Raw genomic sequence first — 12,957 nt, forward strand, 5'->3', positions numbered from 1 at the left:
GGTTGAAGGGGCGGCCCGAGGGTCGCCCCGACGGAAGATCACGCGTCGATCAACATGCCCTTGCCACGGGCCAGATCCTTCATGCGCGACTGAAGCTTCTCGAAGGCGCGCACCTCGATCTGACGGATGCGCTCGCGGCTGACGCCGTAGCTTTCCGACAGATCCTCCAGCGTCACCGGCTCGTCGGTCAGGCGGCGCTGCACGAGGATGTCCTTTTCACGGTCGTTCAGCACAGCCATGGCCTGCGCCAGCAGCTCGCGCCGGGCGTCCAGTTCGTCACGTTCCTCATAGGCGCCGGCCTGATCGCTGTCTTCATCCTCCAGCCAGTCCTGCCACTGCGTCGTTCCATCGCCGTCCGACCCGACCGTCGCATTGAGCGAGGCATCCGAGCCCGAAAGGCGGCGGTTCATCGCGATGACCTCTTCCTCGGTCACCGACAGATCCTTGGCGATCTGGGCCACGTTTTCGGGGCGCAGATCCCCCTCCTCCAGCGCACCAAGCTTGGCCTTGGCCTTGCGCAGATTGAAGAACAGCTTCTTCTGCGCCGAGGTGGTGCCCAGTTTTACAAGGCTCCACGACCGCAGGATGTATTCCTGGATGGCCGCGCGAATCCACCACATCGCATAGGTGGCAAGGCGGAAGCCCTTTTCGGGATCGAAGCGCTTCACCGCCTGCATCAGGCCCACATTCGCCTCGGAAATCACTTCTGCCTGCGGCAGGCCATAGCCGCGATAACCCATGGCAATCTTGGCGGCGAGCCGCAGGTGGCTGGTCACCAGCCTGTGCGCCGCCGTCGAATCCTGACGGTCGACCCAGGCCTTCGCCAGCATGTATTCCTCTTCGGGTTCCAGCAGCGGAAACTTGCGGATTTCCTGAAGATAGCGGTTCAGCCCCTGTTCGGGGCTGGGTGCGGGAAGGTTGGTATAGGTGCTCATCGTCTGACCCCCTTGGCCCCTGCGGAATGTCATCCCCCGCACGAGGCAGCAAAATCTAGGCGGCATGCGGTGCTGTCGCAAGGCAATGCCATACTTTTTACGTCAGATGTTCATGTTCCGTCGTGATTTCGAGCTTTGTGTCAGCTCTTCACACAACTGTGTCGTGCGCGACAGGTTCCGTGATTGCGCTAACGATCAGCGCCGCCGCAGGCGGATCACCACATCGACACGCGCGATCTCGGCCCCTTCCGGTGCATCGGGCAGTCGGGTGATCTCAAGCTGATCGGCGGGCGCATCGGTCAGCCGGCCGTCGTCTTCCCAATAGAAATGCGGGTGATCGTCCATACGGGTATCGAAATAGCTTTTCGAACCGTCGACCACGACCTCCTGCATGATCCCGGCCTCGCAGAAAGCCCGCAGGGTGTTGTAGACAGTGGCGAGGCTGACCTTCTCCTCGCCCGACATCGAGGCGGCAAACAGGCTTTCAGCGGTGACATGGCGATCCGCGCCATCCCCCACCAGAAGCGAGGCCAGCGCCAGCCGCTGCCGCGTCGGCCGCAAGCCCCCCTGCGCAAGCCAGCCGGTTGCGCGCGCCATCACCATATCGTCTGCGGTCTCGGTCATCTTGCCTTCCGGTCCAATGATCCTTGCAGTCTAAGCCCGCCGGGCGGGGATTTCAAACCCATTCCCCGTCCTGCGCCCCCGACCGTCACTTTTGCAACAATGCCTGTGGGAGATAGGTGCCAAGCGGTCGCCAGACAAGCAGCGTCAGGATCAGCGTGCCGGCGGCGGCCAGCCAGAGCGACGCCTCCAGCGCGGCGATGCGGCCAAGCGGTGCTTCGGCAAGGCCGATGACAAGCCCGGCCAACGCCGAGCCGACCGGCATCATGCCCCAAGCCATCAGGCGATAAAGGCTGTTCACCCGCCCCCGGATCGCATCCGGCACCAACCGCTGCCGGGTCGAGACCGAGACGATGTTCCAGGTCAGGCCCCAGAACCACGCCATTCCCAGCGCCAGCCCCACGGTCACCGGGCCGGGGGCTACCGCCATGGCGGCAAAGCAGGGTGCGCCGGAAAACAGCGCGACCCGCATCAGCCGCACCGCCCCCATGGCGCGGACCACCCGGTCCCCGATCAGGCCAGAAACGATCCCCCCGACCGCCGCCGCTGCCAGCACAAGCCCGTATTGCCCGGCAGGCAGGCCCAGCTTCTCCTGCGCCAGCAGCACAAGTGCGAACATCACCATGCTGTCGAACATGTTCCAGAACCCGGTCGCCACCGCGAGCATCCGCAGCAGCGGCGAGCCGCGCAGGAAAACCCAGCCCTCGGCCAGTTCGCGCCGCCAGTTGCGCTCCGCTGCCGCGCGCGGGGATGCAGGGCCTCCGGCGATCCCCGCGATGATCAGCCCCGCCAGAGCGTAAGCCAGCGCATTACCCGCGAAAGGCAGGGCCAGCATCAGCCCCAGCGCCGCCGCCCCCAGCGCCGGGCCGACCAGTGCATTGCCGACGCTCTCAACCAGCCAGAGCCGGGCATTGGCGCGTTCCAGCCCCTCCGAGGGGACAAGGGCGGGCAGATAGGATTGTGCGGCATTGTCGCGAAACACCTCGGCCACGCCGACGATCAGCGCCGACAGGCACAGCGCGCCAAACAGCGGCAGCGAGGTCACACCGCTGTCCGGGGCGGGCGGCAGCGGGGCGGCCAGCCAGAGGGCAATCGCAGCGGCCCCAAAACCCGCCGCGCGCAGGCCATCCATCGCCACGATCAGCCTGCGCCGGTCCATCCGGTCCGCGACGATCCCGGCAGGCAACGCGAACAGCGCCCAGGGCAACCGCAAGGCCACCGGAACAAGCGCGATCAGCGCCGCATCCCGTGTCAGCAGCGTGGCGACCCACAGCCAGGCCACCGTCGCCACCCCATCCGCAAGGTTGGCCAGCCCGGAAGCCGCCAGAAACATCCGATAACTGCGCATTTCCCGCACCCGCACCACAAACCGCTTGCCCGGCCGCGGCGATCCCGGCGGAACCCACGCAGGCAGGGTCCGCCACCCTTGCCACGGCAGAGACCGGGGTGATAGAGGGGTCCAAGGATAAAAGGAGAAAAGGGCCAGATGGCGGCATTTCCGACGAGCTTCACCAAGGACGATCTGCTGAAATGCGCACGGGGCGAGTTGTTCGGACCGGGCAATGCGCAGCTTCCGGCGCCGCCCATGCTGATGATGGATCGCATCACCGACATCTCGGAAGATCGCGGCGAACACGGCAAGGGCCATGTTGTTGCCGAATTCGACATCACGCCCGACCTATGGTTCTTCGAATGCCACTTCCCCGGCAACCCGATCATGCCCGGCTGCCTTGGCCTTGACGGCCTCTGGCAGCTCACCGGCTTCAACCTCGGCTGGCGCGGCTGGCAGGGGCGCGGCTATGCGCTGGGTGTGGGCGAGGTGAAGCTCACCGGCATGGTGCGGCCCGACCGCAAGCTGTTGACCTACAAGGTCGATTTCACCAAGGCGATCCAGACCCGCCGCCTGACCATGGGCGTGGCCAACGGCATCGTCGAGGCCGATGGCGAGGTCATCTATCAGGTCACCGACATGAAAGTCGCGCTCAGCGCAAACTGAACATCTGTCAGATCGCGCGTGTTGTGCCGGGCCTGAAGCAAAGGCCCGGCATTTTAGTTCCGAAGCCGCATCCTGACATGCGTCAGGTCAGGGCTTTGGGCAGGTCAGAGCGCGGTCCGCGCACGCCCCGGCCACCCCCGGTACGATGCCCGCATCCGTGCGTAATATCGGCAGGGCGCTCCTGCAACAGGCCCTGCCCCGCCCCCGGAAGCCCCCTTCCCGCTTGCCCCTTCCGGCCCGCTGCCCTAAACAGGCTTGAGATTTTGAGGGAGGCCCCATGCGTCGCGTCGTCATCACCGGGATCGGAATCGTCTCGCCGATCGGCAACAATGCCGCCGAGGTGGAAGCCAGCCTGCGCGCCGGGAAATCCGGCATCGTCTTTGCGCCGGAATATGCCGAGCACGGGTTCCGCAGCCAGGTTCATGGCATGCCGCAGATCGTGCTGGAAGACCATATCGACAAGCGCGACCTGCGCTTCATGGGGCCGGGTGCAGCCTATAACTTCCTCGCCATGCAGCAGGCCATCGCGGATAGCGGGCTGGAGGCGGGCGACGTGTCGAACGAGCGCACCGGGATCATCGTGGGCTCCGGCGGGCCCTCGACCTCCAACTTCTTCCAGGCGCATCAGATCGTGATCGAGAAGGGCGCGCCCAAGCGCATGGGCCCCTTCATGGTCACGCGCTGCATGTCCTCGACCAACTCGGCTTGCCTCGCCACGCCGTTCAAGATCAAGGGTGTGAACTATTCGATCACCTCGGCCTGCTCGACCTCGGCGCATTGCATCGGCAATGGCACCGAACTGATCCAGATGGGCAAGCAGGACATCGTGTTCGCCGGTGGCGGCGAGGAACTTGACTGGACGCTGAGCTGCCTGTTCGACGCCATGGGCGCCATGTCGTCGAAATACAATGACAGCCCCGCCACCGCGAGCCGCGCCTTTGATGCCACCCGTGACGGTTTCGTCATTGCGGGCGGCGGCGGCGTCGTGGTGCTGGAAGAGCTGAACCACGCTCTTGCGCGTGGCGCGAAGATTTATGCCGAAGTTACCGGCTATGGCGCCACTTCCGACGGTCACGACATGGTGGCGCCCTCGGGCGAAGGTGGCGAACGCTCGATGCGCCTCGCGGTCGCCACGCTGCCGGAAGGCCGCAAGGTCGATTATATCAACGCCCACGGCACCTCGACCCCGGCGGGCGACGTGACCGAGGTGAAGGCGATCCGCCGCGTCTTTGGCGAAGGCAATGTGCCGCCGATCTCGTCGACCAAATCTCTGACCGGGCACAGCCTCGGCGCGACGGGCGTGCATGAGGCGATCTATTCGCTGCTGATGCTGGACGGCAATTTCATCGCGGCCTCGGCCAATGTCACCCAGCTTGACCCCGAACTGAAGCCCGAGGAAATCGCCACCACCTACCGCGAAGGGGTGGAACTGGATTCCGTGCTGTCCAACAGCTTCGGCTTCGGCGGCACCAATGCCACGCTGGTCATGAGCAAATATCGGGGCTGAATGCCCCCGTTTCAGGGAGAGCCGGCATGGCGGAACTGATGAAAGGCAAACGCGGCCTCGTTATGGGTGTCGCGAACGAACGCTCTATTGCCTGGGGCATCGCGAAGGCGCTGGCCGATGAAGGCGCAGAACTGGCGTTTTCATATCAGGGTGAGGCCTTCGGCAAGCGGGTCGAACCGCTGGCTGCCTCGGTCGGCAGCGATTTCCTTGTGGATGTCGATGTGACCGATGACGAAAGTCTGGAGGCCTGTTTCGGCGCGCTGAAGGATCGCTGGGGCACGATGGATTTCCTCGTCCATGCCATCGCCTTCTCTGATAAGAACGAGCTGACGGGCCGGTTCATCAATACCAGCCGCGGCAATTTCAAGCATTCGCTTGATATTTCGTGCTTTTCCTTCATCGACGTCAGCCGGCGCGCGGCCGAAATGATGCCGGAAGGCGGCAGCCTGATCACCCTGACCTTCCAGGGGTCGAACCGCGTCACGCCGAATTATAACGTGATGGGCGTGGCCAAGGCCGCGCTGGAAAGCGCCACGCGCTATCTGGCGAATGACCTTGGCCCGCAGAAGATCCGCGTCAACGCCATTTCGCCCGGCCCGATGAAGACGCTGGCGGGTGCGGCCATCGGGGGCGCCCGCGCGACCTACCGGCACACCGAACAGAACGCGCCGCTGCGGTCGAATGCGACGCTGGAGGCGGTGGGCGGCACGGCGGTCTGGCTGTGTTCGGATTACGGCGCTTTCACCACGGGCGAAGTGGTGCGGGTCGATGGCGGCTTCCACGTTCTCGGCATGCCGCAGGCCGACAATCTCTGACGCGAAAGCAGGGCCATCCGGCATGGCCCTGCGTAAGACTTCTGCGGCCCTTAAGGCGCGGAAAATCATCATATTTTAGGAAAACTGGAGCGGGTAGCGGGAATCGAACCCGCCCCATCAGCTTGGAAGGCTGAGGCGCTACCACTACACCATACCCGCCGCTCTGCTGACCGATTAACACCGGCACGGGGCGCTTCGCAACCCCGAAAACCGCAGCTTACTTCAGCTTCGCTTCCAGCGCCGCGATCCGGGCAGAAAGCGCCTCGTTTTCCTCGCGGGCTTTCTGGGCCATGGCACGCACGGCGTCAAATTCCTCGCGGCTGACGAAATCACGGTCGGCCATCCAGCGATCCATCAGGCTTTTCATCGCCGTCTCCGCCTCGGTCTTCGCACCCTGAGCCACGCCCATGGCGTTGGTCATCAGCTGCGACATGTCGTCCAGAAACTTGCTGCGCGTCTGCATCGGGCTACTCCTGTTCTTCGGCCCTATATGCGGCCTGTCGCCCGGCGCATCAAGGGCCGGGGCGGGCGCGGTTGACAATGCCGCAGCCCCGCAACACAAGCGAAAGGCCCCGCCTGCGCCGGGGTCACGGAGGCCGGTATGAGCTACATTCCATTCCCCGACCTGTCACCCGAGGTATTCTCGGTCGATCTGTTCGGGGTCACCTTCGCGCTGCGCTGGTACGCGCTGGCCTATATCGCCGGTCTGCTGATCGGCTGGCGGCTTGTGACACGGGCGCTGGCCACGCCGCGTTTCTGGCCCGTCTCCCCGCCGATGACCGCAGAGCAGCTGGACCGCCTGCTGACCTGGATCATCCTTGGCGTCGTGCTGGGCGGGCGGCTGGGTTATGTGCTGTTCTATCAGCCGGGTTTCTACCTCCAGCATCCCGCGCAGATCCTGCGGGTCTGGGAAGGCGGCATGTCCTTCCACGGCGGATTTCTGGGCGTCATCGTCGCTGCGGCACTGTTCTGCCGGCGCGAAGGCATCCCGATGTTGCCCACCGCTGATCTGCTGGCGCTGGCCACCCCGCCGGGCTTGCTGCTTGGGCGGCTGGCGAATTTCGTCAACGCCGAGCTTTGGGGCCGCCCAACCACCCTGCCCTGGGGCGTGGCCTTTCCCGGTGAGGCCGCACAATCCTGCGCCACGCTGGATATGCCTTGTGTCCGCCACCCCAGCCAGCTTTACGAAGCAGGGATGGAGGGTCTGATCCTCGGCGCGCTGCTGCTGTGGCTGGCATTCCGCGCCGCCAGCGCGTTCCGCCGCCCCGGCCTGATCGCAGGCACCTTCATTGCCGGCTACGGTCTTGCACGTTTTCTGGTGGAATTCGTCCGCCAGCCCGATGCGCAATTCATCACCGCTGACAATCCTCTGGGTCTTTACCTCCATCTGGGGGGTTACGGTCTGACGGCCGGTCAGTTGCTTTCGCTGCCCATGATCCTCGCCGGAGCTTACTTTATCGTTAAAGCCCGCCGGTCCGCCGATGACCCCGCTTGAGCCGATCCTGCGCGCCCGCATCGCTGCGACCGGGCCAATGACGCTTGCCGATTACATGGCCGAATGCCTGCTGCACCCCGAGCACGGCTATTACACCACGCACGAGCCCTTCGGGCAGGCGGGGGATTTCATCACGGCGCCAGAGATCAGCCAGATGTTCGGCGAATTGCTGGGCCTGTGCCTCGCCCAAAGCTGGCTGGACCTGGGCGCGCCCAGCCCCTTCACGCTGGCCGAGCTTGGGCCTGGCAGAGGCACGCTGATGGCCGATGTGCTGCGCGCCACCGCGCGGGTGCCGGGCTTTCATGCGGCGGCACAGGTCACACTGGTCGAGGCCTCACCCGCTCTGCGCGCGCGCCAGCGTGTCACGCTGGGCGCGCATCCGGTCACATGGCTGGACAGCGCCGCCGATCTGCCGGAGACGCCGCTGTTCCTGCTGGCCAACGAATTCTTCGATGCGCTGCCGATCCGCCAGTTCACCCGCGCAACAGGTGGCTGGGAGGAAACCGTGGTCACCCTGCGCGACGGGCGGCTGGCGCTGGCGCGCGGCCCTGCCCTGCCGATTGCGGCGCTGGATCACCGTCTGGCCGACACAGCACCCGGCGAGGTGGTGGAGATTTGCCCCGCCGCCATCCCGGTGATGTCAATGCTTGGAGAGCGTATCACGCGGCATGGCGGCGTGGCGCTGATCCTTGACTATGGCAACTGGCACTCGCGAGGCGACACGTTTCAGGCGCTGCGCAACCATGCTTTCACCGATCCGCTGGCCGATCCGGGTGCCGCAGACCTGACCGCCCATGTCGATTTCGCGGCGCTGGCGCAGGCCACAGCCTGCCCCGCCGCCTATACCACGCAAGGCGCGCTGCTTGTGGCGCTCGGGATCGAGGCACGCGCGGCCACGCTGGCGCAAAGGCTGGACGGCACGGCGCTTCAGGCCCATATCGCCGCAACTCGGCGCTTGACCCACCCCGAAGAAATGGGAACGCTGTTCAAGGCGCTGGCCCTGCACCGCCCCGGCACCGCGCCGCCGCCGGGCTTTCCGCCGCAATCGCCCCGAGACATGCCATGATCGAGATCATCACCTCCCCGACCCTCGCCCCCATCCGGCACGGCTTTTTCACCCGCAAAGGCGGAGCTTCCTCCGGTATCTTCGCAGGCCTGAACTGCGGCAACGGCTCCTCTGATCTGGCCGAGGCGGTTGCGATCAACCGCTGCCGCGTGGCGCAGGCCATGGGCGCCGAACCCGAGGCGCTGGTCAGTGTCCATCAGGTGCATTCGCCGGATGTGATCACGGTCACCGGCCCCCATGAGGGGCCGCTGCCACGCGCCGATGCAATGGTGACCCGCCAGCCGGGGCTGGTGTTGGGCGTGCTGACCGCCGATTGCCAGCCGGTGCTGTTCGCCGACCCGGAGGCGCAGGTCATCGGGGCGGCCCATGCGGGCTGGCGTGGCACGAAAGACGGCGTGCTGGAGGCGACGCTGGACGCGATGGAGGCCCTGGGAGCGAGCCGCACACGCATCCGCGCCGTAATCGGCCCGACCATCAGCCAGGCGGCCTATGAGGTTGGCCCCGAATTCGTCGAAAGCTTCATCGACGATGATCGCGACACCGCCCGTTTCTTCGCCAATGGCAAGGGCGACCGCGCCCTGTTCGATCTGCCGGGCTATGCGCTGTGGCGCCTGCGCGCGGCGGGCGTGGGCGAGGCCGAATGGACACGACACTGTACCTACAGCGACGCCGAGCGATTCTACTCCTACCGCCGCACGACCCACCGCGGCGAGGCAGATTACGGGCGGCTGATCTCCTGTATCCGGTTGTGATTGCGGCAGAACGGCCTGCGATTTGCCGCAATTTGTGAAACAGTCGGTATTGGCTGTTTCCGGGATACGGAAAATAACAAAATTCCCCACAATCTCTCCGCTGGCCCGGCGCGGCCAATCAGAGAAAATGCCACAATCCTCCCGCAAGCCCGCCGCAAATTTCCGGCATCTTCGCAGCATCAAAGGCCCACAGGTTCGGGCACATGCAGGATGCAGGAGCTGCACATGAAGAAAGAACGTCGCTGGCTGAAATCGGTGATCGCCGCTTCGGAAACCGCGCAACCCGCGATGCCGTGGCAGCGCGGCGCCCGTCGCAAACCCGCCGCGGTGAAAGCGACCACCCCGGCCCCGCGGGCTCAGGCCGCGCGCTGAACCACGCGTTCCGGCCGTAAACCCCTCTCAGATCGAAAAGGCCGCGCCCCGTCGGGTGCGGCCTTTCGTTTTGGGTGATTCGGGCGGGATATCCGCTTCAAGGGGAAAGATCTGCCCGATGCCTCCCCGTTTTCGGCGAGATTGCGAAACAATCCCGTGTGCCTCTTCACAACCTTTGCCAGCACCGCCACAAAAGCGCTGGAACTTTGACAAGACGCCAGATTTCAGCCACCTTTGCCTTAGTCCTCGAGAACGGATGGTGGCGGGTAAGTCCTTGCCCCAATTTGGCTCCCAGCCATCCGCAACAGGTTGTGTAGCTCAGTACGGGCGGCCCCGCTGCGAACCTCTGCGCAGCATCAGGGGCCGCCTGAGTGTTTCAGCTGCCACCTGTCGGCTGGAACATCCGGCCAATCCTCAAAGTGCGGTCGGATGCTCCGGTTGGGGCGACCAAGGCCTCCCCCCGGAACAACATATGCCCCGGCTTCAGGCGCTCTTGCTCAGACGTGCTTCCAGAACGTCGAATGGCAGGCCCGGCTCGTCCTTCGCACAGCGGATGACAAGGCTGGTCTTCACGCTGGCCACATTGTCAGCGGCGGTCAGTTCGGCCGTCAGGAAACTCTGAAACGTCGACAGATCCGGTGCGACGCATTTCAGGATGAAGTCGATCTCGCCGTTCAGCATGTGGCATTCACGCACGAGCGGCCAGGCACGACAGCGCGCCTCGAAGGCGCTCAGATCCGCCTCGGCCTGGCTTTGCAGCCGCACCATGGCAAAAACCTGCACCTCGAACCCCAGTTCGCGCGCATCCACATCGGCATGATAGCCCTTGATGTAGCCCGATTCCTCCAGCGTCCGCACCCGGCGCAGACAGGGCGGCGCCGATATGCCCACGCGCTTGGCCAACTCGACATTGGTCATCCGCCCGTCGGCCTGAAGTTCGGCCAGAATGTGACGGTCGATTGGGTCCAGTTTGGAGCCGGCCATGTACAGATATCCTTGCTGCGCGGGCCATCGTGGCATGTGGTCCGACGTTTTGCGCGGACATTAGGATTTTGCAGCCTCAGACGCAATATTATTTCGCCACATCACTGAAATTCGATCCACGCCTCTGGCCCTGCGGGTTTGCCACCCCGGCATGGCGCACTTATATGGGGGGAACGCTTTCAACGAGGTTTCCATGAGCGACTCCCGGCATACCCGCCTCCTCATCATCGGTTCCGGCCCGGCAGGATATACCGCCGCCGTTTATGCCGCGCGCGCCATGCTGGAGCCGGTTCTGGTCCAGGGCCTTCAGCCAGGCGGACAACTCACCATCACCACCGAGGTCGAGAACTGGCCCGGCGATACCGAGGTCCAGGGCCCCGATCTGATGGTCCGCATGGAATCCCACGCCCGCGCCATGGGGGCCGACATCGTCAGCGACTATATCGCGACGCTTGACCTGTCCAAACGCCCCTTCGTGGCCCATGCCGACAGCGGCACCACCTTCACCGCCGATGCGGTGGTCCTGGCGACCGGCGCGCAGGCCAAATGGCTGGGCCTGCCCAGCGAGGAGAAATTCAAGGGCTTCGGCGTCTCGGCCTGTGCCACCTGCGACGGCTTCTTCTATCGCGGGAAAGAGGTCGTGGTGATCGGTGGCGGCAACACCGCTGTGGAAGAGGCGCTGTTCCTGACCAATTTCGCCAGCAAGGTAACGCTGATCCACCGGCGCGACTCCCTGCGGGCCGAAAAGATCCTGCAAGACCGCCTGTTCAAGAACCCCAAGGTCGAACTCCTGTGGCATCACGAGGTGACCGAGGTTCTGGGCACCGAAGCGCCGCTGGGCGTCACTGCCGTCCGTGCGCGCAATGTGCAGACGGGTGAAACCACCGATGTGCCCTGCGCAGGCTTCTTCGTCGCCATCGGGCACGCCCCGGCTTCGGAACTCGTCAAGGATCAGCTGGAGCTGCACAACGGCGGCTATGTGAAGGTCGAACCCGGCTCGACCCGCACCTCGATCCCCGGTGTCTTCGCGGCGGGCGACCTGACCGATCACGTTTATCGCCAGGCCGTCACCAGCGCAGGCATGGGCTGCATGGCCGCGCTGGACGCCGAACGCTGGCTTGCGGGACACTGAAACGACACAGGGGCGGCCCGGTCGCCGCCCCTTCCCGTCTTCCTGTTTTGCTTCTTGCAAAAATACTCAACTCCGCCGCGCCCCATCCGGCACCGGCGCCAGGTCTTGCGCACAGCGGTCAATGCGCGCTGACGGGGGCCAGATCGTTCTGCCGCGCCAGGGCAAAAGCCAGTGCCCGGTCACGCACAAGGGCCAGTCTTTCGCCATCCGGGCGATGGACCGCATAGAGGGTCTCAATCCCTCCTGCCTGATTGCGGATTTCCTCTGGCAGTTCCGCCACGGCAACCGGACGCACATAGACGATGCGATCTGCGGTTTCCGGGAAAAGATCAACTTTCACATCCATGACCCGTCTCCTTCACTTCGCCTCGATCCGCTTCACCGGCGCCTCGGCGGCGCTGCGGGAGGTGCGGATCGGGATGGTTTGCACGACCGCCTCGGGCACGACACGGCGCAGATCGACATGCAGCAGGCCGTGTTCCATATGGGCGCCCGAAACTTCAACCCCATCTGCCAGCACGAAGCTGCGCTGGAAGGCCCGGCTGGCGATGCCCCGGTGCAGGAACACGCGGTCCCCCTCATCCTCGGCCTGGCGTCCGCGAATGACGAGCTGGCGGTCCTCGACGGTAATGGCGAGCTCATCCTCGCGGAAACCGGCAACGGCCAGCGTGATGCGATAGGCGTTTTCCGACACCGCCTCGATATTGAACGGCGGATAGCCCTCGCCCGACCCCTTGGCGGTGCGTTCGACCAGCCGTTCAAGCTGTTCGAAGCCCAGAAGATAGGGATGCGATCCGAAACTGATCTTGGTCATCGACTTGCCCTTGAATGAAGCGACATATCGCGCCGGCCCCTGTCAGGCATCCGGCCCAGACCTGAATATGGGGCGCCACCGCCTCCGGCGCAAGCCCGCGCGCCCGGATCGGTCCGCGCAGTTTTCTTCCCCTCGAGCAGGAAAAAGACTATACTTCTCAAACCCGAAGCCCACGACTCAAACCAGAGCGACGCCAGGATTGCCATGAACGCCTCGATGGAACTCAACCTCGACGAGATGCTGCGCATCAAGCTTGAGGTGCTGCGGCGTGAGCACCGCGATCTCGATGAGGCGATTGCCGCGCTGGAGGCGACGGGCCGCCCCGATCAGCTGACCCTGCGGCGGCTGAAGAAGCAGAAACTGGCGCTGAAGGATCAGATCGTGAAGATCGAGGATCAGCTGATCCCCGACATCATCGCCTGAGCCCGGCTTCGGTGCTTGCCCCTTGGCACGCCGCACGCTAAAGCC

16 protein-coding genes and 1 tRNA gene are annotated in these 12,957 nt (G+C 64.8%); 9 read left to right on the plus strand and 8 right to left on the minus strand.

The features are described 5' to 3' along the window. Window positions 1-38: 38 nt before the first annotated feature. The 3 genes from rpoH to IE126_RS02860 all read right to left on the minus strand — a co-directional run bounded on the left by rpoH (window position 39) and on the right by IE126_RS02860 (window position 2,904). Window positions 39-935, minus strand: a complete 897-nt coding sequence (rpoH, locus tag IE126_RS02850) for an RNA polymerase sigma factor RpoH (protein WP_054301756.1) — start codon at window positions 933-935, stop codon at window positions 39-41. 195 nt (window positions 936-1,130) lie between these two features. After that, window positions 1,131-1,559, minus strand: coding sequence for an iron response transcriptional regulator IrrA (gene irrA / locus IE126_RS02855; protein WP_054301755.1), 429 nt, complete (start codon window positions 1,557-1,559; stop codon window positions 1,131-1,133). Window positions 1,560-1,644: 85 nt separating this feature from the next. Then, window positions 1,645-2,904 carry an MFS transporter gene (locus tag IE126_RS02860; RefSeq protein WP_108128257.1) on the minus strand — a complete coding sequence of 420 codons (1,260 nt, stop codon included), beginning with the start codon at window positions 2,902-2,904 and terminating at the stop codon, window positions 1,645-1,647. Between the two features lie 138 nt (window positions 2,905-3,042). On the opposite strand from IE126_RS02860, the gene fabA reads away from it, so the two are divergent. The 3 genes from fabA to IE126_RS02875 all read left to right on the plus strand — a co-directional run bounded on the left by fabA (window position 3,043) and on the right by IE126_RS02875 (window position 5,874). Next, window positions 3,043-3,552, plus strand: coding sequence for a bifunctional 3-hydroxydecanoyl-ACP dehydratase/trans-2-decenoyl-ACP isomerase (fabA, locus tag IE126_RS02865; RefSeq protein ID WP_108128256.1), 510 nt, complete (start codon window positions 3,043-3,045; stop codon window positions 3,550-3,552). A gap of 277 nt (window positions 3,553-3,829) precedes the next feature. Beyond that, window positions 3,830-5,059 carry a beta-ketoacyl-ACP synthase I gene (gene fabB / locus IE126_RS02870; protein ID WP_054301752.1) on the plus strand — a complete coding sequence of 410 codons (1,230 nt, stop codon included), beginning with the start codon at window positions 3,830-3,832 and terminating at the stop codon, window positions 5,057-5,059. Between the two features lie 26 nt (window positions 5,060-5,085). After that, complete coding sequence (locus IE126_RS02875) at window positions 5,086-5,874, plus strand: enoyl-ACP reductase FabI (protein WP_054301751.1); 789 nt, start codon at window positions 5,086-5,088, stop codon at window positions 5,872-5,874. 85 nt (window positions 5,875-5,959) lie between these two features. Here IE126_RS02875 and IE126_RS02880 read toward each other — a convergent pair. Further along, window positions 5,960-6,033, minus strand: a tRNA-Gly gene (locus IE126_RS02880). Window positions 6,034-6,091: 58 nt separating this feature from the next. Next, on the minus strand, window positions 6,092-6,337 hold the full coding sequence (locus IE126_RS02885; protein ID WP_054301750.1) for an accessory factor UbiK family protein: 246 nt from the start codon (window positions 6,335-6,337) through the stop codon (window positions 6,092-6,094). 138 nt (window positions 6,338-6,475) lie between these two features. Here IE126_RS02885 and lgt point away from each other — a divergent pair, with 138 nt between their 5' ends. The 4 genes from lgt to IE126_RS02905 all read left to right on the plus strand — a co-directional run bounded on the left by lgt (window position 6,476) and on the right by IE126_RS02905 (window position 9,559). Next, entirely contained in the window at window positions 6,476-7,369 is an 894-nt protein-coding gene (gene lgt / locus IE126_RS02890; protein WP_189380113.1) for a prolipoprotein diacylglyceryl transferase, read from the plus strand. Continuing rightward, window positions 7,356-8,435: a class I SAM-dependent methyltransferase gene (locus IE126_RS02895; protein ID WP_189380114.1), complete on the plus strand. Its 1,080-nt coding sequence runs from the start codon at window positions 7,356-7,358 to the stop codon at window positions 8,433-8,435. Before lgt ends, IE126_RS02895 begins: the two co-directional genes overlap by 14 nt. Further along, entirely contained in the window at window positions 8,432-9,187 is a 756-nt protein-coding gene (pgeF, locus tag IE126_RS02900) for a peptidoglycan editing factor PgeF (RefSeq protein WP_189380115.1), read from the plus strand. The genes IE126_RS02895 and pgeF overlap by 4 nt, the downstream gene beginning before the upstream one ends. Window positions 9,188-9,412: 225 nt before the next feature. Continuing rightward, window positions 9,413-9,559: a hypothetical protein gene (locus tag IE126_RS02905; protein ID WP_161805989.1), complete on the plus strand. Its 147-nt coding sequence runs from the start codon at window positions 9,413-9,415 to the stop codon at window positions 9,557-9,559. Window positions 9,560-10,042: 483 nt separating this feature from the next. Here IE126_RS02905 and IE126_RS02910 read toward each other — a convergent pair whose 3' ends face one another. Next, window positions 10,043-10,543: an Lrp/AsnC family transcriptional regulator gene (locus IE126_RS02910; protein WP_054301746.1), complete on the minus strand. Its 501-nt coding sequence runs from the start codon at window positions 10,541-10,543 to the stop codon at window positions 10,043-10,045. Window positions 10,544-10,736: 193 nt separating this feature from the next. Between IE126_RS02910 and trxB the strand changes: the two genes are divergently transcribed. Next, window positions 10,737-11,675: a thioredoxin-disulfide reductase gene (gene trxB, locus IE126_RS02915; RefSeq protein WP_108128251.1), complete on the plus strand. Its 939-nt coding sequence runs from the start codon at window positions 10,737-10,739 to the stop codon at window positions 11,673-11,675. Window positions 11,676-11,793: 118 nt separating this feature from the next. On the opposite strand, the gene IE126_RS02920 is transcribed toward trxB, so the two are convergent. Further along, window positions 11,794-12,021, minus strand: coding sequence for a DUF1150 family protein (locus tag IE126_RS02920; protein WP_108128250.1), 228 nt, complete (start codon window positions 12,019-12,021; stop codon window positions 11,794-11,796). Window positions 12,022-12,033: 12 nt separating this feature from the next. Further along, window positions 12,034-12,489 carry an Hsp20 family protein gene (locus tag IE126_RS02925; RefSeq protein WP_054301743.1) on the minus strand — a complete coding sequence of 152 codons (456 nt, stop codon included), beginning with the start codon at window positions 12,487-12,489 and terminating at the stop codon, window positions 12,034-12,036. Between the two features lie 204 nt (window positions 12,490-12,693). On the opposite strand from IE126_RS02925, the gene IE126_RS02930 reads away from it, so the two are divergent. Next, window positions 12,694-12,912, plus strand: coding sequence for a YdcH family protein (locus IE126_RS02930; RefSeq protein ID WP_054301742.1), 219 nt, complete (start codon window positions 12,694-12,696; stop codon window positions 12,910-12,912). The last annotated feature ends 45 nt before the right edge of the window (window positions 12,913-12,957 follow it).

Origin of the sequence: Gemmobacter nanjingensis (genome assembly GCF_014652195.1) — a bacterium.
Classification (GTDB): domain Bacteria; phylum Pseudomonadota; class Alphaproteobacteria; order Rhodobacterales; family Rhodobacteraceae; genus Gemmobacter; species Gemmobacter caeni.